The organism is Klebsiella sp. 141203 (genome assembly GCF_032601985.1).
Taxonomy (GTDB): domain Bacteria; phylum Pseudomonadota; class Gammaproteobacteria; order Enterobacterales; family Enterobacteriaceae; genus Klebsiella; species Klebsiella aerogenes.
In genome coordinates this window covers 208,661-226,739 of sequence record NZ_JAQIRL010000001.1, presented here as the reverse complement: position 1 = coordinate 226,739, position 18,079 = coordinate 208,661, and the positions used below count along the sequence as shown (strand labels likewise).

Sequence of the window (18,079 nt, the reverse complement as noted above, 5' to 3'; positions counted from 1 at the left end):
ACTCCTTATCTGTTTTTCGCAAAAGCACTGAACCCACCGCGGTCATAAATTAGAAAAGAACGTTATTGGTCGAAAAAATTGCGCTAAGGCAAGCTGAGCGCATCTACCCGACAGAGGAAATCATCATGCGCCGTTGTTGTTGCCGAACCCAGAATCACTTTAAAGCCAATGACCCGTACCCCGTTTTCGGAGAAAACAATGAACGCCACAACTTTGCCGATTCTCGATCTGGCCCGCTATACCAATCCTGCTGAAAAGGCCGGTTTTCTTGCCGACCTCCGCCAGGCCGCTCGCGATATTGGTTTCTTTTATCTTATTAATCACGGCGTGGACGCCGGATTGCAAACTGAAGTTCAACGCCAGGCACGACGCTTTTTTGCCCTTGATGATAGCGAAAAGCAGCAGGTGGCGATGATTCACTCCCCGCACTTTCGCGGCTATAACCGCGCGGCTTCCGAGCTCACTCGCGGCCAGCCGGACTGGCGCGAACAGTTTGATATCGGCGCTGAACGCCCGGCTTTAACCCTCGCCGAAAACGCGCCACGTTGGCAGCGCCTGCAGGGACCGAATTTATGGCCCGGCGCGCTACCGTCGCTAAAACCCACTCTACTGGGCTGGCAGCAGGCGATGACCGGCGTCGGAATGACCTTGCTGCGCGCGTTTGCCGAAGCGCTACAGTTGCCTGCCGACGCCTTTGACGCGCTGTATGGCGATAAGCCGAATGAACATATCAAATTGATTCGCTACCCCGGCCAGCGTGAAACGAAAAGCGCCCAAGGCGTTGGGGCGCATAAAGATTCTGGATTCTTAAGCTTCCTGTTACAGGACGAGCAAAAAGGACTGCAGGTGGAAGTCGCGCCGGACCATTGGATCGATGCCACGCCGCTGGCGGGCAGCTTTGTGGTGAATATCGGCGAGCTACTTGAGCTGGCGACTAACGGTTACCTGCGCGCCACCGTTCATCGCGTGGTCTCGCCGCCGGCAGAACAGGAACGCCTCTCTATCGCCTTCTTTCTTGGCGCACAGCTCGATGCCGTAGTGCCGGTGTACCGCCTGCCCGCCCATCTGGCGCAGGAAGCGCTCGGCCCGGATAGCGATCCGCAAAATCCGCTGCTGCGGGATGTTGGCTGGAATTACCTCAAAGGGCGGCTGCGTTCCCACCCGGACGTCGCCGAACGTTATTACCAGGATGTTTTTCGCGAACGTACTGAGCAACTAATCGTTTAATTTAATAAGGATAACAATATGAAATATGCCGCATTCAAACTGGCAGGAGTCGCTTTATCTCTTTCTCTGGCATGGACATCCGCGCAGGCTGCCGCGCTGCGCGTTGCCGCTGACCCGGTGCCGCACGCTGAGATCCTCAATTACATCAAAAAAATCGATCCCAGCCTCGATATCAAAGTGGTCGAACTCACCAGCGGCGTTAACGCCAACGAGCTGCTGGCGAATGGCGATGTTGATGCCAACTACTTCCAGCACGTTCCCTATTTGAAAGATCAGGAAAAAGCGCTGGGTAAGACCTTTGCCGTCGCCGCTACGGTGCATATCGAACCGCTGGGTATTTATTCCCGTAAGCACAAAGACTTTAATTCCGTCCCGGAAAACGGGACCGTCGCGGTGCCGAACAACACTACCAATCTCAGTCGCGCCTTGTTCCTGCTACAAAGCCAGGGATTAATCAAACTCGGCGCTAAATTCACCAACCCGGCGACCACCCTGGCTACCCCGAAAGATATCGTGGAAAACCCCAAGCATCTGAAAATCCTCGAAATTGAATCGCCTCAGATCCCGCGGTCCTTAGACGATGTCGATTTAGCGGTTATTAATGGCAACTACGCGCTGGAAGCAGGACTGGTACCGGCGAAAGATGCGTTAGGACTGGAGAGCGCGAATAACAACCCTTACGCCAATATCCTGGTGACGACGCCGCAGTTGGCTAATGACCCACGCATTAAAGCGCTGGCCAAAGATCTCACCTCGCCGCAGGTTGCCGAGTTTATTCGCAAAAACTATAACGGCTCGGTTATCCCGGTAGCGCCACAATCATGATTGAGGTCGTCGGGCTGAGTAAAACCTATGCCGGAACAGGCCGACCGGCGCTGAACGACGTGTCGCTGCAGATCCCGAAAGGCGCGATTTATGGCATTCTCGGGCGCAGCGGCGCAGGCAAAAGCACGCTGATCCGCTGTCTCAATTTACTCGAACGGCCCTCTACGGGCCGGATTGTGGTGAACGGGCAAGATATCACTCAGTTAGACAAAGCCGGTTTACGTCAGCACCGTCTGCGTACCGGAATGATCTTCCAGCACTTCAACCTGCTGCATGCCCGCAACGTGGCTGACAACGTCGCGGTACCGCTGGAAATCGCCGGTGTCGAGAAACGTGCGCGCCGCGAACGCGTGCTCGAGTTGCTGGAGTTGGTTGGGCTGGCGGATAAAGCAACCGCCTTTCCTTCCCAGCTTTCCGGCGGTCAAAAGCAGCGCGTCGGCATCGCCCGCGCGCTGGCGGCCGGCCCGGATGTGCTGCTATGCGATGAAGCAACCAGCGCCCTCGATCCGGAAACCACCGCCTCGGTGCTGGCGTTACTGGCCGATATCAATCAGCGGCTCAATCTGACTATCGTGCTTATTACCCATGAGCTGGAAGTCGTCAAAACGCTGTGCGATCACGCGGCGCTGCTGGAGCATGGCGAAGTCATCGAGAGCGGGAAAATCGCCGATCTGCTGGTGGCGCCGTGGTCCAGATTACGTCAGTCGTTACTGCATAATCCGCAGGCGGAGCAAGATTTCCTTGCCCGTCACGGCTTTCACGGGAGGCCTTTATGCGTAGTCGCATGAGTTGGGAAGATTTATGGCCCTTATTGTGGGAAGGCAGCCTGGAAACCCTCTATATGGTAGGGTTGGCGGCGCTGTTTACCATTTTAATCGGCCTGCCGGTCGGCGTGTTACTGTTTGTCTCCCGTCGCAACGGCCTGGCGCCGATGCCGAAACTGAATGCGTTGCTGGGGGCGATTATCAATTTTGGCCGATCGCTGCCGTTTATTGTACTGCTCATTGCGCTGATCCCCTTCACGCGTTTGATTATCGGCACCACCTTAGGCAGCACCGCCGCCGTCGTGCCGATTACCATCGGCGCTTTTCCGTTCTTCGCGCGACTGACCGAAAACGCGCTCGACGAAGTGGATTACGGACGCATTGAAGCCATTCTGTCGATGGGGGGTAATCTGTGGCACGTTATCTTTAAATCGCTGCTGCCGGAGGCGCTACCGACCCTGCTTGCCGGGATCACCCTGACTATCGTGATGCTGATTGGCTTTTCATCGATGGCGGGCGTCATTGGCGGCGGCGGTCTTGGGGACCTGGCGATTCGCTATGGTTATCAGCGTTTTAACGATCAGGTCATGGTCGGTACGGTACTGATTCTGGTGGTGATGGTTCAGGGCGTACAAATGATCGGCGACAGGCTGGTACGACAGCTTGCCCATCGCCGCTAAGCTCTTATTCGCAGGCGGCTACTGCAGGCCGCCTTCCTCCACCAGAACCCTGACCAGCTCTGCCGCCGGCATTTCGCGGATCATCGCCACCCCTTGTCCCGCCCAGTGCGCGCCGAAACCATGGTCGCCCTGCACTTTTGCCGCCGTCGCCAGCGCTTTTCCGGCGTCATAAGCGAGCGGATAGGCGGGAATTTCTCCTTCGCCGATTTCGTGCCAGCTATTTTTAACGCAGCGTGCTGGCCGACCCGAAATAGCCGCCGTCAAAAAGGTGACAACGTCACTATTTTGCGTGAGCGCCTGTCGATATCCACTATCTATACCCGCTTCCGGGCACAATAAAAATGCGGTTCCCAGCTGAACGCCCGACGCGCCGAGCTGCATCAGGCTGGCTATCGCCGCCCCATGCATAATGCCGCCGGCGGCGACAATGGGTAAATCGACAGCCTGCTTTAGAGCCTGAAGCAGAGTGAAGGTGCTCATTTGACGATCGTCGCCGTGTGGGTCAAAAATCCCCCGATGGCCACCGGCCTCATACCCTTGCGCAATAACGACATCAATACCTGCCTGTGCAATTAATCGCGCTTCCGCGACGCAGGTAGCGGACGCCATCGTTACCGTTCCCTGTTGCTGGAAGCGGCGAACAACCTCTGACGACGGCACGCCAAAATGAAAACTCACCACCGCCGGCTTCTGTTCAAGCAGCATATCGAGCATGGATTGATGTTGATGGAAGGTCTGATAAATCTCATTAAGCTGTTTCGGCGGCGTGCCGTGATAGCGGGCAAACGCCGGAGCCAACCGCGCCAGCCACTGCGCTTCCTGAACGGCATCGCGGCGCGACGGCGTATGACAGAAAAGGTTGACGTTAAAGGGACGATCGGTGAGCCGTCGGGTTTGTTCAATAAGCGCTTGCGCCTGCGTAACCGTCGACGCGCCGAGCCCAAGCGAACCCAGTCCCCCGGCGTTGCTTACCGCAGCAGCCAGGGCTGGTGTCGACACCCCAGCCATCGGCGCCTGAATAATCGGATAACGAATATTAAGTAATCGCGGTAAATGCTGATTCATTGGCGATCCTGTGCAATTTGCGATGTGAGGCATTAACCATCTCTTTTTAAGATGTTAAGATCAACCATATTGTCATATTGAGAAGAAAAATATGAACCACACCACATTACTGATCTTTAAGCTGGTGGCCGAAACCCAAAGCGTCACTCAGGCGGCGAAACAACTTGGTCGCGCGCAGTCCAACATCACCACTCGGATCCAGCAACTTGAAGAGGAGCTGGAGGCCGAGCTTTTCGTGCGCGGAAACAAGAAGATGCTGCTTTCTCCCGCCGGGCAAAACTTCCTCAGCTACGCGCGGCGAATTTTAAGCCTTGCCGAAGAAGCCAAACTGGCGCTGCACCCGGCACGGCCCGCGGGGACGTTAAAACTCGGTGCGATGGAAGCCTGTGCCGCCAGCCGCCTGCCGGCCATATTGCCTTTGTTTCAGCAACGCTGCCCGGACGCCGACCTGACATTGCGTACCATGCCCACCCGTCAGCTGACTGAACTGGTCGAAAACTCCACGTTGGACTGCGCGCTGGTTTCACTGCCGGCCGGTCCGGACGGCAGCCTTCAATGCCCACAGACGCTTGAATATCTACCGCTTTTCATCGAACAGCTGGTCCTGATCGCCCCTGTCGATGGACGCGATTACCGTTTTGCCGCCTTCCCGGCAGGATGTTCCTACCGCCAGCACGGCATCGAGTATCTGCAGCAGACAGGGACGCACGTGGACATCGTCGATGTCAGCTCCTATCACGCGATGATGGCCAACGTCGCCACCGGCCGCTACGCCTGTTTGCTCCCGGAAAGCGTTCTGGCCCTGCTCACGCTACCCGCAGGCTGCCAGACGCAATACGTCACCCAGGCCGCCACCCAGCTTATCTGGCGCCGCGGGTATGTGTCGCCGATTCTCGACGCCCTGCGCCAGTTATTGCTGGCGCCGGCCGCAGGCAACCAGTCCGGCGGCTCCCAGCAACACGCCGCTGGCAGTTAATAGTGAAGGGTTAAACGATCCCGTCAGGCTGTATAACGCATCGGCGACCAGCGGCCCGATTATCTGCCCGACGCCGTAAGTCGCCGTGAGCGCGGCGATCATATTAAATTTTACCGCCTGATTTAGCCGCTTGCCCTCTGACAAGGCAATGGTTACCGTCCCAAGGAAGGTCGCCCCAACCAGCAGCGCGCTCAACAGACAAAAGGTGAATGAGTGGCTCCACGCCGGTAAGGCCACGCCGAAGGCCTGAATAACGAGATTGCTACAAAATGCCCGCTGATAGCCAATTTTCAGTACGAGTTGGTGCCAGATAAAACAGGAAGGTACCGCCGCGAGACCAAATACCGCCCACAGGTGCACCGGGTCGATACCCGATAACGCGCCGTGCAAAAACAGCGGCAAATAGGTCGCGGTGATGATATAGCCGAAGCCCGCGAGGCCATAAATCAGCAGCAATTTTACCGCATCGCTCGTGCGCCCATCGTTGCGCGGCATCGCTGTTGCGGGTCCGCTGTGTAACGCCAGCAGCGAATCCGCCGGGCTTAATAACCCGCGCAAGGCGCATAAAAACAGCACCGTCGCCGTGATAGCGCACAGTAGCCAGATTTGCTGACTGCTAAACGCCAGCGCTTTACCGGCGGCAATAAACTCTGCCGACAGAAAAATCCCCATCCCGACCCCGGCAAACAGCACCGGCGCGCCGTTATGATGTTTCATATGTTGCAATAGCCATAAGGAGGCGGAGATAAGCGTTACCGCGCTGAGTACCCCGGCCAACCCGCGCAGGGTAATGATAGCCAGCGGCGAACGCAGCCAGGCCAGTAACGCCAGACAAATTAGCGTCAGAATGACCGAGACAATATTCATTCTGCTCGCCTGCTCCGGCTTTGCCTTCGCCAGCAACAATGCCCCCAGCAGGTATCCGGCATAATTAGCGGAGGCGGCCAGATTACCCTGACGCAGCGTCAGGATCTGATCGCTTAACATCACCGGCAGGATCCCGGTGAAAGCGAAGCGGCCATAACCCATACCAATCATTAATACCGTCGCCCCTGCCATCGCTAATAAGAAAGCGTTTATCTCCGGCCTGATTTGTCTCATCCCCATACCCCTCGCATAACTTAATCTCAAAAAGAGAATGTGATTTAGTTTTAATTCTCTTTTTATTATGTATTAGCACGATGCGACGAGCAAGCCGCCGCACCTGAGCAAAGAGTAAAAGCACCAACCAGAGGATACTTCGGTTAGCGACGAAGGATGGTTGTCAGAAGCGCACGGTCGTTAAACGCCGTACTCGATAACGGGCCGCATTATCTTCAGCGCGGCGCTCAGTTTATCGAGACTCGGTGACGCCAGCGCCAGACGCAAAGCGTGCGGCACATCACGACCGACGCTGTACGGTTCGGCGGTGGAAATAGCGATATTCATGGTTAGCAGCTGTTTCACGACGCGATCGGCGCGGATCTCCTCGCCCAACGGCAGCCAAAGGAACCAGGCATTTTCATTGCCGATAATTGGTAAACCCGCCAGCGCCTGACGGGCGATCGCCTGCCGCCGCCGCGCATCTGCGCGCATTATGGTTTCGAGCCGGGCCAGCGTCCCATCCTGGATCCAGCCGCAGACCAGCGCCGTCGTTAAGGCCGGCGTATTCCAGCTGGTGGCGCGGATCGTCCGCTCTATCGCCGGCATTAGCGCTTCTCGGCATACCACCATGCCAACCCGTAAACCGGTGGCGATGTTTTTTGAAAAGCCGCACACATAGACCGTACGCTCAGGCGCCAGAGACATCAGCGGCGGTGGCGCGTTGTCAATCAACCACGCATAGGCGGCATCCTCAATGATGAACAAATCGAACTGGCGGGCAATATCAACCAGTTGACTACGCTGCGCCAGATTCATTACCCAGCCGAGAGGGTTATGCAGCGTCGGCATGGTGTAAATCGCTTTTACCCGCCGTTTTTCACACAGGCTGCGAAGCATATCGAGATCCGGCCCTTGTGTTGTGTGCGGGATAGCAACCAGTTCAAGTTGATAGAGCCTGGCGAGGGCGCGAAATCCCGGATAGGTCAATGCATCTGCCGCAACCACATCGCCGGGACGCAGCAGGCCGCCGAGCGTGACCGCCAGCCCATGCTGAGCGCCGTTAACGATAGCGACCTGCCCGGCGCTGGCCGCAATACCCTGTCTGTTAAGATGCTGGGCCACTATTTCCCGTTCGCTCATGCGTCCGGCGTGCGGTTGATAGCGTAACAACGCCTCCAGATCGCCCGCGCCAGACAGTTTTTTTAATGCCTCGCGCAGGAGAACGGTTTGTTCCGGCAACGCCGGAGAGTTGAAATTAAGATCGATCATATCCGGGGCAATGGCGTGCTGATCGACACCCAGTCCCGGCGGCAAGCTCAGTTCACGCACAAAGGTGCCGCGTCCCGTTTCGCCGCTGACCAGCCCCATTAACGCCAGTTCACTGTAGACCCGCGTCGCGGTAGCCAGAGAAATTCCGTGTTCAACGACCAATTGCCGATGGGTCGGCAGTTGGCTGCCAGCCGCCAGCGCACCGCTGCGGATTGCTGCCGCATAGCGATCAACCAGAGATTTATAGCGGTTTTTCATCGTCATTGTATCCATGACAATTATTTGATTGTCATGGATTGTGCGACCTACTATCGACCCGGTCAACCACCTTAACGATTACTACAAAGAGGTCACACGTGCACAACCGTCGCGCTTCCACTTCCCTATCCGGCTGGATAAACGGCTTTATCGGCGTCGCTATTTTTAGCGGCTCGCTACCCGCCACCCGCATCGCCGTGCAGGAATTCGATCCGTTTTTCCTGACTTTCTGTCGTGGGGCGATTGCCGGGGTGCTTGCGCTGGGCCTGATCTGGGTTTTACGCCTGCCGCGCCCGCAGGCGGGACAATGGCGTTCACTGGCGCTGGTTGCCGGCGGCGTGGTCATCGGTTTTCCGCTGCTGACGGCACTGGCGTTGCAGCGGGTGACGTCTGCCCACTCAATTGTTTTTATTGGGTTATTGCCGCTAGCGACGGCGATTTTCGCGGTGATCCGCGGCGGTGAGAGACCGCGCCCTGCCTTTTGGGGATTCTCGCTGCTGGGCAGCGTGCTGGTGGCCAGTTTCGCGCTGGCCGGTAATGTCGGGATCTCCGTCGCGGGCGATCTGCTGATGCTGGCGGCGGTAGTGGTCTGCGGATTGGGTTATGCCGAAGGGGCGCGCCTCACCCGAGAGCTTGGCGGGCTGGCGGTCATCTGTTGGGCGCTGCTTCTGTCCCTACCCCTGATGTTGATAGCCTGCGGTTTAACGATTCCCGTCAGTTTCCGTGGTATCAGTGCGTCTGCATGGACGGCGCTGGCCTATGTCTCGTTATTCAGCATGATGATCGGCTTTATCTTCTGGTATCGGGGACTGGCAATCGGCGGTATTGCGGCGGTCGGTCAACTCCAGCTATTGCAGCCCTTTTTCGGCCTGGCACTGGCGGCACTACTCCTTCATGAATCAGTGAGCCCGTTGATGGTTGTCGTCACGCTTGGCATCATTTTCTGCGTGATCGGTTCGAAGCGCTTTGCCCGTTAAAATAGTCGGCAGCCTGATGTGAGGCGTGTTCCTCTCTCAGGCTGTCTTTATCATCAATTAAACTGTGGCGCGACCGAATGGCCGCAGGCGCTGTTAGCGTCAATGGTGTCGTTAATGCAGGCCTGCGAATCAAAGCCCTGACCGGGGGCCATCCCTGAAGAGGATGATGAACCACCGGAACAAGCGGATGCTGCAAAAACAATGAGCAATATAAGTAATTTTTTCATCGAGATGACCTCCGGGAAGCGAATAGATTGCCGTGCTCCGTGCTGAGACTGGCCACTCATCCATTTCCCTTTCAAACTCAGGCATCACTCTAAGAAATAATATGGGCGTCATTTATCACCTGTATAGCTATATTATCGGTCAGTTTGCCAATAAATGAACCGAGCGTTGGCATAAAATGCTCGTCCGCTCGCCGTAGTCGCCGCGCTTGCGCTATGCTTATCCTCCCTTTCGTTTTAAACACTTAGCGTTATGACTACTTCTGTCAGCACCACTCAGCTTAACCTGCGAATTATTTCCATCGTTGTCTTCACCTGTATCTGCTATCTCTCCATCGGCCTGCCGCTCGCGGTGCTTCCCGGCTACATCCACTATCAGCTCGGGTACAGTACGCTAATCGCCGGAGTCGTTATCAGCCTGCAGTACATTTCAACGCTAGTAAGCCGCCCGCATGCTGGCCGCTATACCGATATCTGGGGGCCAAAAAAGGTCGTTAGCCTCGGCATCATCTGCTGCATGCTAAGCGGACTTTTCACCCTCGCGGCGGTGATGTTGCAAACTATACCGCTTCTCGCCGTCAGCGCCCTGTTGATTGGACGGGTTTTCCTCGGCGTGGGAGAGAGCTTCACCGCCACCGGGGCAACGTTATGGGGTATTAAAACCGTTGGCGCGATTCATACCTCACGGGTGATTTCATGGAATGGCGTCGCGACCTACGTGGCAATGGCCGTCGGCGCGCCGCTGGGGGTGATGCTCAATAGTTATTTTGGCATCAGCGGTTTTGCCGTAGTGGTAGTGCTGGTTGCGCTAATTGGCCTGCTCTTTGCCCGCACCCGCCTGGATGTCAGCGTGACTGCCGGAGTGAGAGCGCCGTTTCATGTGGTGGTTCGCAGAATCTGGCCGTATGGCCTGGGGCTGGCGCTGGGTACGGTAGGTTTTGGCGTCATCGCCACCTTTATCACCCTCTATTTTTCGGCTCACCACTGGCAGGGCGCGGCCTTCACCCTCTCTCTTTTCAGTATCGGTTTTATTTGTATACGTCTGATCCTTGGCAACACCATTACCCGCTACGGCGGCGTGCCGGTGTCGCTTGTCTGCTTCGTAGTGGAGTGTCTTGGATTATTGATTATCTGGCAGGCGCCGTCGGCGTGGGTCGCCGGTATTGGCGCATTCCTCACCGGTTCTGGTTTCTCGCTGGTCTTTCCGGCGCTGGGCGTCGAGGCGGTGAAACAGGTAGAAGAACAAAACCAAGGCACGGCGCTGGGTACCTATTCAGCCTTTCTCGATTTGGCGCTGGGTTTGACCGGCCCGGTGGCCGGCTGGGTGGCGGGTTATTATGCGCTCGATACGCTGTACCTACTGGCGGCGGTGGTCGTCGCCATGGCGTTTATCCTGCTGCTTCGGGTTCGTCTGCAACAGACCAGGTCGAACGTATGATGTATGCCGATTAATCATGATACTGGTAACAATTTAATCAATAATTGACGACGCTTTAATATCCGTGCCACCATTCCGCGAGCATCCAGTCCTGGATGCCGGGCGGTACGGGTGCAGTGATAGAGGTCGTCAACAAAACGATCCCCCCGTGACCTGGCTCCATTCGACTCGTCGCCTGCCGCGGCGAGCGGCTTACCCTGGCGGGAAATACCGACATGCATCAAAGTTTCAACCAGCGAGTCCATTTTTACTACTGCATTCTGGTCGCGCTGAAAATCCACGTAAAAACGAAAAAATCGGGTGGAGCGAGAGGAAAAAATAACTTTCTTCTCAAATGGTTGCGTAAAGCGCAGGACAACAACATCTTTCACCCGGATATCACCAGCGAAATCGAATGGCTACGCGGTAAAATTATCCAGGCCGGTCATGATACAGACCTTGAACCGATGCTGGAATTCGTCTATGCCACTGCCCGGCGCGCCGAAATGCTCAAAGATGCCGACTGATCCTTATTAAGCTAGCTGCAAAATATCCCCTGTAGCCGGCGCCTGTGCGCCGGCGAGCCACAGTTTTCCCCAAGCGCCGGTACAGTGGCAGGCCAAAATTTTCTCCACCTGCAGCTGCTGTAAATAACTTCGGACCTGCCAGACCCTGGCGACGGATGCGGCGCGCAGGTGTAGCCCGCCGATCAACGCGTGGACCCGCTCAATGCCGGTGATATTCTGACAATGCCGCACGATATTCTCTACGCCGCGATGTCCGCAGCCGCAGATGATGACCAGCCCGTGGTCGGAGAGATAAATCAGGACGCCTTCATCGACGATATAATCAGGCGTTAGCGGCGAGCTGGCTAAAACGCCAAAGGATTGCGGACGGTTTACCACGATCTCGCCCGACCACAACAGCCGTTCGCTGAGAGCAAACGGCTGCCGGTAGCATTCCATGCGAAAGCGGGAATAGTCGAGCTCAAGCGAAAGTTTTTTGATTTTGCGGACATGCCTGCCAACACTGATAGCGGCATAGCGCGGTTCGGCAAGCCGTGGATGACAGATAATTCGACTCTCTTCCGGCAGCCAGGGGACGCCGCCGCAATGATCGTAATGGCCGTGTGATAATACCGTCGCCGTCAGGTCATCCAGTGAGATCCCCATCCGCTGCGCATTCTTGAGAAAACTACCGTCCGGCCCGGTATCAAATAGCACTTTGCTGGTTTCATCCTCAAGGAGAAGGCTAAGTCCGGCTTTGGCTGTCAACGCCGGATCGGCGTGCGCCGCAAGGCGATTTTCCAGTAATACCCTGATGGTTAAGGCCATTATTTCATTCATCCCTGTTATATATGCGCAGCCAGTGTAACGAAGAAACCCTGCTATCGGTGTGATGAACGCCGCACCCTTCGCCTCGGAAAAGTGACACCGTCACTAAAAAATAGCTTCACAACCGCAGCGTGTCCTCTATGCTGATTGACTCGGATAGTTCACATGAGGTTATCTATGGCAGACTGGAATCCCTCGCTGTATCTGAAATTTGCTGATGAGCGCACCCGACCGGCGTCTGAGTTAACGGCGCGTATTGCGCAACAGCCGGTTAAGGTGGCTGTGGATCTGGGCTGCGGTCCAGGCAATAGCACGGCCTTACTGCGTGCAGCATGGCCTGAAGCGCGAATTATTGGCGTTGATAATTCCGCCGCCATGCTGTTACAGGCGGCGCAAGCGCTTCCCGATTGTGAGTTTATCACCGCAGATATAGAAGACTGGCAGTCATCTGAGCCCGCAGACGTGATCTATGCCAACGCCTCTTTGCAATGGCTCCCTGAACATCAAACGCTGTTCCCGCGACTGGTCAGACAGTTAGCCAATAATGGGGTGCTGGCCGTGCAGATGCCGGATAACTGGCAAGAGCCCTCTCATATCCTGATGCGCCAGGTCGCGGAAGAGCTGGGATTTCCAGATAGCGGCCGACAGCCGCTCCCCAGCGTCCAGCAGTATTACGACATGCTGACCAACAGCGGCTGCGAGGTGGATATCTGGCGCACCACCTATTATCACCCTCTGGAGTCACACCAGGCTATCGTTGATTGGCTGCAGGCGACCGGTCTGCGTCCGTATTTGCAACATCTTGATGAAGCAGAAAAGAACGTGTTTTTAGAGCGTTATCTGACGCTGTTGCAACAACACTATCCGTTACAGTGTAACGGAAAAGTGCTGTTATTGTTCCCGCGACTGTTTATTGTCGCGCGACGGCTGGCTAACGCGTAGTCGCCAGTTCGACGTCAACGTTAAGCGCATTCAGCTGATTTACCACACTGCCGCTCAGCCGGTCATCGCTGATGATGACATCAAGCTCGCTGAGCGGCAGGATCAGGTAATTCGCCATTTTTCCATATTTTGATGAGTCGCTTAGCAGGATACATTTTTCACTTACCTTCGCCACGGTCTGTTTCACGATGGCTTTATTTTCGTTGGGCGTCGACAGTCCGCGCAAATTCCATGATGACGCCGAAATAAACGCGACATCGATAAACAGGTTCTCCAGCATTTTCGCCGTCAGGTGGCCAACGGTCGACTGATTCTCACGGCATAAGCGTCCGCCGGTATGGATCAATTCACATTGCCCGCGTTCAATCATCAAATTGGCAATGGCAAAATCATTGGTGATGATCAGCAAGTCCTGACGCTCAACCAGGTTTTCGGCCAGCGCGAGCGTCGTGGTCCCGGCATCCAGATAGACGGTACTGTTGGCGGGAATGTGCTTAAGCGCCGCCAGACCAATAGCCTCCTTTTCCTGGGGGAACATCAGCGTTTTATCGCGATGCGAAGGTTCGTTCAGCAGGCGGGTTCGTTGCGGCAGGGCCACGCCCCCTGATACGCTGGCCAGCACGTTAAGCTGCTCCAGGCGCTGAATATCGCGCCGGATAGTCATATGCGACACGCCCAGCGCCTCGACCAGTTCGACGACGCTGACGACCCCCTTATCTTTAATGATTTCCAGTATCTTCTCTTGTCTTTCCAACGGCAGCATCGGTTTCTCCTGATGGTGTCTCGTTATCTCATATTTTCACATTTTATCACATCAGATTAGGCTGTACATCGGATTGACAGCGGCACATGGTGTGAAAAATAGATAATAAATGTTATTTATTGTGATAGAGATCGCTGCATTCATCACATCAATCATTGATATTAACATTTAACAACAGATAGTACCGTAAATTAACACTCGCTGTATGAAGAGGACAGGATATGAGAGCAGGCATAATTGCCGATGATTTTACCGGCGCGACGGATATCGCCAGTTTTCTGGCCAACAACGGAATAGCGACCAGCCTGTTTAGCGGTGTCCCCGGGGAAGATTACCAGGGTGATGCTCGCGCATTAGTTGTGAGTCTGAAATCACGTTCTGTATCAGCCGAAGAATCTGTGACGCTGTCACTTAATGCATTGCACTGGTTGCAACAACAGGGGTGCGATCGCTTTTATTTTAAGTACTGCTCCACCTTCGATAGCACGATCAAGGGCAATATCGGGCCGGTAACCGATGCCTTAATGGATGCGCTAGGCATCGCAACCACGGTTATCTCCCCGGCGTTGCCCATTAACGGTCGTACGGTGTATCAGGGGCATTTATTCGTTGAAGACCGCCTGTTACAGGAATCCGGTATGCGCAACCATCCGGTCAACCCCATGGATGACAGCGATCTACGCCGTTTGATGGAACGCCAGTCTCGCGGCACATGCGCTCTTATCAATGTGCAGATTCTGGAGTCCGGCGAGGCAGCCGTGCGCGACGAGATCCAAACTTTATCCGCCTCGGGTTATCGTTATATCGCGCTGGACGCAATAAACGATAAACACCTGCAAATTCAGGGACAAGCGCTGCACGATATGAAGCTGGTTACCGGGGGTTCCGGTTTAGCTGCCGGTCTCGCGCGTAGCTGGGCCAACGCCACGGCGACGTCCCTTCCCTTTCACGTCACCACGTCAGCAGCCACCACGGTAGTATTATCCGGTTCCTGTTCTATCAGAACGCAGGCGCAGGTAGAAAAATACCGCCAACTGGCGCCAGCGCTGTCCGTGGATGTTGCAGGTTTGCTTGATAAACGTTGGACGCTTGATGAGTATTGCGGCCAGATCGTTGAATGGCTGTACCAGCAGTCTGACGCGGTCATGGCGCCAATGGTTTACGCCACCACTTCGGTCGCCGAGCTGCACAACATCCAGCAGCGCTATGGCGCCGAGCCAAGTCGGTTGATGGTTGAGGCGCTGTTTTCTCTGTTGGCAAAACAACTCGCGCAGCAAGGCGTAAGCCGGTTCATCGTCGCTGGTGGAGAAACCTCCGGCGCGGTAACGCAAGCGCTGGATATTCGCCATTTCGCTATTGGCGCCGCGGTCTCACCCGGCGTTCCGTGGATCAAGGCAGATTCCCGACCGCTTTTCCTGCTGCTCAAATCCGGCAATTTTGGCGATGACAATTTCTTTGCTCGCGCGCAGACCGCGGAGGCTTGCGCATGAACGAGTCATCCTTACGCCAACAGATGGTCTCTATCGCTCGTTCTTTCTTTAATCGCGGCTATGCAACCGGTTCGGCTGGCAATCTTTCCGTCCAGCTTGCTGACGGCACGATTCTGGCCACCCCAACAGGCTCCTGTCTTGGCGAGCTTAACGCCGAAGAATTGTCGCACGTGACTCTGAGCGGTGAATTGCTCTCGGGTTTAAAACCCTCAAAAGAGGTGAGTTTTCATCTCGCGCTGTACCGCAACAATCCGCAGTGCCGCGCCGTCGTCCATCTGCATTGCCATTACCTGACGGCCTTATCCTGCCTACAGGATCTGGATCCGGCGAATACCCTTCCGGCCTGTACGCCGTATGTGGTCATGCGGGTCGGTGAAATACCGCTGGTGCCCTATTTCCGCCCTGGCGATCCGCAGATTGGCCAATGGCTCGGTGAACGCGCCGCGCAGCATAAGGCTTTTTTGCTGGCTAATCATGGTCCGGTGGTGGTGGGTAAATCGCTACGCGATGCCGCCGACAATCTGGAAGAGATGGAAGCGTCCGCCCGCCTGTTCTTCACGTTAAAAAACAGCCCGGTGAACTATCTCGATCATCAACAACTGACTGTGCTTCGAGGAATGCAATAATGTTGAAACTAGCTGCCAATTTATCGATGTTATTCGGCGAAAATCCGCCTCTGGAGCGCTTCTCCCTGGCGGCCAGGGCCGGTTTTAATGCCGTTGAGATGTGGTTCCCTTACGAATATCCCGTAGAGACCGTCGCCCACGAATTAGAGAAACATCACCTCAAGCTTATCGGCATTAATACTCCGGCAGGCGATACCGCACGCGGCGAATGGGGATTATCGGCTTTACCTGGCCGTGAAAAGGAAGCCCGCAAAGCCATTGATTTAGCCATTCATTATGCTGCGGCTTTGCAGTGCCCGGCGATACATGTTATGGCGGGGGTCACCGAAGGATTCGACCGGCAGCACTGTGCGGACACGTTTATTGACAACGTACGCTACGCGGCGGATCGAGCCAAAGCGCATAACATCACTATTTTGCTTGAAGGTTTATCGCCTGCCACCCGTCCGGGTTATTTATTTTCCAGCCAATACCAGGCGATGGAATATATTCGCCAGGCGGACCGCGACAATATTCGACTGCAGCTTGATATTTTCCACGCCCAGCAGGTCGATGGCAATCTAACTTATTTATTGAAAAACTATAAAGAGTATATCGGCCATATCCAGATTGCATCTGTACCGGCGCGCCAGGAGCCGATTGACGGCGAAGTAGATTATCAATGGATTTTCGCCGTACTCGAGCAGGAAAAATATGATGGTTACGTCGCCGCGGAATATAGTCCTCGCGCCGGAACGCAAGCCGGACTGCACTGGGCGCAGGCCTGGTTAAATAAATAAAACCTACATAATATCAATGCCTCAGTGAGCGCCGATGCGCGCTCATTTTTTGGAGATAGAACTATGTCAAACCACTCTGCGTTGAGCCTGGAGGGCGCTGCGCCTGCCATAAATGAAGAGTTAGTGTGGAAGAAAGTTGTCCGCCGCACGCTGCCATTATTAATGATTTGCTATATTCTGGCCTATCTTGACCGGGTTAACGTCAGTCTCGCTAAATTACAAATGTCGAGCGATCTGGCATTTTCCGGCACCGTTTACGGTATCGGCGCGGGTATATTTTTCATCGGTTTTTTCTTTTTTGAAATTCCCAGCAATATGATCCTTCATCGCTTTGGCGCCAGACGTTTGCTTGGCGGTTTACTTATTTCCTGGGCGCTTATCGCGCCGCTGACGGCATTCGTGCGTACGCCGCTGGAGTTTTATACCGTGCGCTTCTTTTTAGGCGTAGCGGAATCAGGCTTTTATCCCGGGGTAATTTTGTATCTTTCCTTCTGGTTCCCCAGCTATCGCCGCGGGCGGATGTTCGCCCTCTTCGCTACCGCCGTACCGCTTTCCGGGATCCTCGGCGCTCCGCTCTCCGGCTGGATTATGGGCCATTTTCATGAGTACGGCGGTCTCGCCGGCTGGAAATGGTTGTACATTATTGAAGGCGCGCCATCTCTGCTGATTGGCGTGCTGGTGATATTTCTGCTGACCGACCGCATTTCTCAGGCGAAATGGCTGTCAGATGACGAAAAAGCGTTGCTCGAGGCGCGACTGCGCAGCGATGGCAGCCATAAGACCGAACAGCATGGTTCAATGCTGGCTGTATTGAGGAATCCGAAGGTTTGGTTACTAACTTTTATCTATTTCTGCCTGATTGCCGGGTTCTATACCGTCAGTTTCTGGATGCCAACGCTGATTCATAACGCCGGTGAAGGCGATGTGCTGAAAGTCGGATTGTTAACCGCTATTCCTTATGCCGCAGCGATAGTCACCATGATTGCCGCTTCGCGCAGCGCCGATAAACGCAGAGAACGTCGCTGGCATCTCGCCGCCATCGCGGTCATGAGCGGCATGGGCATGATTATTGCGGCGCTGTTCAGCCACGATCTGGTGATAGCGATGATCGGGTTAACAATTGGCGCCGCCGGCGGATTGAGCACCCTACCACTCTTCTGGAGCCTGCCGACGGCCTTCCTTGGCGGCGCTTCCGCCGCGGTCGGTATCGCGGTAATCAACTCCTTTGGCAACCTTGCCGGCTTTGTCGCGCCGTGGATTATGGGCCTGCTCACCGATATGACCCATTCGACGCTAACCGGCACCTTAATCATCTCCGCGACGCTTTTTATCGGCGCTGCTGCGATATTCCGTATTCCTGCCCGTATGGTTAACCATTAA

The 18,079-nt window shown here is 55.3% G+C and carries 19 protein-coding genes; 13 read left to right on the top strand and 6 right to left on the bottom strand.

The annotated features are described in order from the left end of the window. Positions 1–198: 198 nt before the first annotated feature. The 4 genes from PGR29_RS01120 to PGR29_RS01105 are packed head-to-tail and all read left to right on the top strand — an operon-like array spanning position 199 to position 3,496. Positions 199–1,227 carry an isopenicillin N synthase family dioxygenase gene (locus tag PGR29_RS01120; protein ID WP_316423872.1) on the top strand — a complete coding sequence of 343 codons (1,029 nt, stop codon included), beginning with the start codon at positions 199–201 and terminating at the stop codon, positions 1,225–1,227. A gap of 18 nt (positions 1,228–1,245) precedes the next feature. Continuing rightward, positions 1,246–2,052, top strand: coding sequence for a MetQ/NlpA family ABC transporter substrate-binding protein (locus PGR29_RS01115; RefSeq protein WP_015366692.1), 807 nt, complete (start codon positions 1,246–1,248; stop codon positions 2,050–2,052). Continuing rightward, complete coding sequence (locus tag PGR29_RS01110) at positions 2,049–2,840, top strand: methionine ABC transporter ATP-binding protein (RefSeq protein WP_271032493.1); 792 nt, start codon at positions 2,049–2,051, stop codon at positions 2,838–2,840. The genes PGR29_RS01115 and PGR29_RS01110 overlap by 4 nt, the downstream gene beginning before the upstream one ends. Beyond that, positions 2,837–3,496, top strand: a complete 660-nt coding sequence (locus PGR29_RS01105) for a methionine ABC transporter permease (RefSeq protein WP_161798788.1) — start codon at positions 2,837–2,839, stop codon at positions 3,494–3,496. Before PGR29_RS01110 ends, PGR29_RS01105 begins: the two co-directional genes overlap by 4 nt. Positions 3,497–3,514: 18 nt before the next feature. On the opposite strand, the gene PGR29_RS01100 is transcribed toward PGR29_RS01105, so the two are convergent. After that, positions 3,515–4,561: an NAD(P)H-dependent flavin oxidoreductase gene (locus tag PGR29_RS01100; RefSeq protein ID WP_316423871.1), complete on the bottom strand. Its 1,047-nt coding sequence runs from the start codon at positions 4,559–4,561 to the stop codon at positions 3,515–3,517. 91 nt (positions 4,562–4,652) lie between these two features. Here PGR29_RS01100 and PGR29_RS01095 point away from each other — a divergent pair, with 91 nt between their 5' ends. Beyond that, entirely contained in the window at positions 4,653–5,537 is an 885-nt protein-coding gene (locus tag PGR29_RS01095; protein WP_316423870.1) for a LysR family transcriptional regulator, read from the top strand. On the opposite strand, the gene PGR29_RS01090 is transcribed toward PGR29_RS01095, so the two are convergent. Both PGR29_RS01090 and PGR29_RS01085 read right to left on the bottom strand, forming a co-directional pair. Further along, positions 5,472–6,644, bottom strand: coding sequence for a YbfB/YjiJ family MFS transporter (locus PGR29_RS01090; RefSeq protein WP_316423869.1), 1,173 nt, complete (start codon positions 6,642–6,644; stop codon positions 5,472–5,474). The two genes, PGR29_RS01095 and PGR29_RS01090, sit on opposite strands and share 66 nt — an antisense overlap. Positions 6,645–6,818: 174 nt before the next feature. Further along, on the bottom strand, positions 6,819–8,147 hold the full coding sequence (locus tag PGR29_RS01085) for a PLP-dependent aminotransferase family protein (protein WP_316424332.1): 1,329 nt from the start codon (positions 8,145–8,147) through the stop codon (positions 6,819–6,821). A gap of 98 nt (positions 8,148–8,245) precedes the next feature. Between PGR29_RS01085 and PGR29_RS01080 the strand changes: the two genes are divergently transcribed. After that, positions 8,246–9,124 carry a DMT family transporter gene (locus tag PGR29_RS01080; protein ID WP_316423868.1) on the top strand — a complete coding sequence of 293 codons (879 nt, stop codon included), beginning with the start codon at positions 8,246–8,248 and terminating at the stop codon, positions 9,122–9,124. 53 nt (positions 9,125–9,177) lie between these two features. Here PGR29_RS01080 and PGR29_RS01075 read toward each other — a convergent pair whose 3' ends face one another. Next, entirely contained in the window at positions 9,178–9,351 is a 174-nt protein-coding gene (locus PGR29_RS01075) for a hypothetical protein (protein ID WP_316423867.1), read from the bottom strand. Between the two features lie 250 nt (positions 9,352–9,601). Between PGR29_RS01075 and PGR29_RS01070 the strand changes: the two genes are divergently transcribed. Together PGR29_RS01070 and PGR29_RS01065 are read left to right on the top strand one after the other, a co-directional pair. Next, positions 9,602–10,786 (top strand): MFS transporter, encoded by a 1,185-nt coding sequence (locus PGR29_RS01070; protein ID WP_087860723.1) that lies wholly within the window; start codon positions 9,602–9,604, stop codon positions 10,784–10,786. A 215-nt stretch (positions 10,787–11,001) separates the two neighbouring features. Then, positions 11,002–11,292, top strand: coding sequence for a hypothetical protein (locus PGR29_RS01065; RefSeq protein WP_015366702.1), 291 nt, complete (start codon positions 11,002–11,004; stop codon positions 11,290–11,292). 6 nt (positions 11,293–11,298) lie between these two features. On the opposite strand, the gene PGR29_RS01060 is transcribed toward PGR29_RS01065, so the two are convergent. After that, a complete protein-coding gene (locus tag PGR29_RS01060; RefSeq protein ID WP_213794081.1) occupies positions 11,299–12,099 on the bottom strand; it encodes an MBL fold metallo-hydrolase in 801 nt (266 codons plus the stop codon). Positions 12,100–12,276: 177 nt separating this feature from the next. Between PGR29_RS01060 and tam the strand changes: the two genes are divergently transcribed. Beyond that, entirely contained in the window at positions 12,277–13,041 is a 765-nt protein-coding gene (gene tam / locus PGR29_RS01055; protein ID WP_316423866.1) for a trans-aconitate 2-methyltransferase, read from the top strand. Here tam and PGR29_RS01050 read toward each other — a convergent pair. Beyond that, positions 13,031–13,804 (bottom strand): DeoR/GlpR family DNA-binding transcription regulator, encoded by a 774-nt coding sequence (locus PGR29_RS01050; protein ID WP_015705335.1) that lies wholly within the window; start codon positions 13,802–13,804, stop codon positions 13,031–13,033. The two genes, tam and PGR29_RS01050, sit on opposite strands and share 11 nt — an antisense overlap. Positions 13,805–14,025: 221 nt before the next feature. On the opposite strand from PGR29_RS01050, the gene otnK reads away from it, so the two are divergent. The 4 genes from otnK (at position 14,026) to PGR29_RS01030 (ending at position 18,079) form a co-directional block, all read left to right on the top strand. After that, positions 14,026–15,294 carry a 3-oxo-tetronate kinase gene (gene otnK, locus PGR29_RS01045; protein WP_316423865.1) on the top strand — a complete coding sequence of 423 codons (1,269 nt, stop codon included), beginning with the start codon at positions 14,026–14,028 and terminating at the stop codon, positions 15,292–15,294. Next, positions 15,291–15,920: an aldolase gene (locus PGR29_RS01040; RefSeq protein WP_316423864.1), complete on the top strand. Its 630-nt coding sequence runs from the start codon at positions 15,291–15,293 to the stop codon at positions 15,918–15,920. The genes otnK and PGR29_RS01040 overlap by 4 nt, the downstream gene beginning before the upstream one ends. Further along, positions 15,920–16,699: a 2-oxo-tetronate isomerase gene (gene otnI, locus PGR29_RS01035; RefSeq protein ID WP_316423863.1), complete on the top strand. Its 780-nt coding sequence runs from the start codon at positions 15,920–15,922 to the stop codon at positions 16,697–16,699. Before PGR29_RS01040 ends, otnI begins: the two co-directional genes overlap by 1 nt. 63 nt (positions 16,700–16,762) lie before the next feature. Beyond that, the gene (locus PGR29_RS01030; RefSeq protein ID WP_316423862.1) at positions 16,763–18,079 is read left to right on the top strand and encodes an MFS transporter; all 1,317 of its coding nucleotides are present in this window, start codon (positions 16,763–16,765) and stop codon (positions 18,077–18,079) included.

Bases quoted from the DNA above. Each gene is read 5' to 3' on its own strand.
- PGR29_RS01120 (WP_316423872.1), top strand. From the start codon at position 199: ATGAACGCCACAACTTTGCCGATTCTCGATCTGGCCCGCTATACCAAT.
- PGR29_RS01115 (WP_015366692.1), top strand. From the start codon at position 1,246: ATGAAATATGCCGCATTCAAACTGGCAGGAGTCGCTTTATCTCTTTCT.
- PGR29_RS01110 (WP_271032493.1), top strand. From the start codon at position 2,049: ATGATTGAGGTCGTCGGGCTGAGTAAAACCTATGCCGGAACAGGCCGA.
- PGR29_RS01105 (WP_161798788.1), top strand. From the start codon at position 2,837: ATGAGTTGGGAAGATTTATGGCCCTTATTGTGGGAAGGCAGCCTGGAA.
- PGR29_RS01100 (WP_316423871.1), bottom strand. From the start codon at position 4,561: ATGAATCAGCATTTACCGCGATTACTTAATATTCGTTATCCGATTATT.
- PGR29_RS01095 (WP_316423870.1), top strand. From the start codon at position 4,653: ATGAACCACACCACATTACTGATCTTTAAGCTGGTGGCCGAAACCCAA.
- PGR29_RS01090 (WP_316423869.1), bottom strand. From the start codon at position 6,644: ATGGGGATGAGACAAATCAGGCCGGAGATAAACGCTTTCTTATTAGCG.
- PGR29_RS01085 (WP_316424332.1), bottom strand. From the start codon at position 8,147: ATGAAAAACCGCTATAAATCTCTGGTTGATCGCTATGCGGCAGCAATC.
- PGR29_RS01075 (WP_316423867.1), bottom strand. From the start codon at position 9,351: ATGAAAAAATTACTTATATTGCTCATTGTTTTTGCAGCATCCGCTTGT.
- PGR29_RS01070 (WP_087860723.1), top strand. From the start codon at position 9,602: ATGACTACTTCTGTCAGCACCACTCAGCTTAACCTGCGAATTATTTCC.
- PGR29_RS01065 (WP_015366702.1), top strand. From the start codon at position 11,002: ATGCATCAAAGTTTCAACCAGCGAGTCCATTTTTACTACTGCATTCTG.
- PGR29_RS01060 (WP_213794081.1), bottom strand. From the start codon at position 12,099: ATGGCCTTAACCATCAGGGTATTACTGGAAAATCGCCTTGCGGCGCAC.
- tam (WP_316423866.1), top strand. From the start codon at position 12,277: ATGGCAGACTGGAATCCCTCGCTGTATCTGAAATTTGCTGATGAGCGC.
- PGR29_RS01050 (WP_015705335.1), bottom strand. From the start codon at position 13,804: ATGCTGCCGTTGGAAAGACAAGAGAAGATACTGGAAATCATTAAAGAT.
- otnK (WP_316423865.1), top strand. From the start codon at position 14,026: ATGAGAGCAGGCATAATTGCCGATGATTTTACCGGCGCGACGGATATC.
- PGR29_RS01040 (WP_316423864.1), top strand. From the start codon at position 15,291: ATGAACGAGTCATCCTTACGCCAACAGATGGTCTCTATCGCTCGTTCT.
- otnI (WP_316423863.1), top strand. From the start codon at position 15,920: ATGTTGAAACTAGCTGCCAATTTATCGATGTTATTCGGCGAAAATCCG.
- PGR29_RS01030 (WP_316423862.1), top strand. From the start codon at position 16,763: ATGTCAAACCACTCTGCGTTGAGCCTGGAGGGCGCTGCGCCTGCCATA.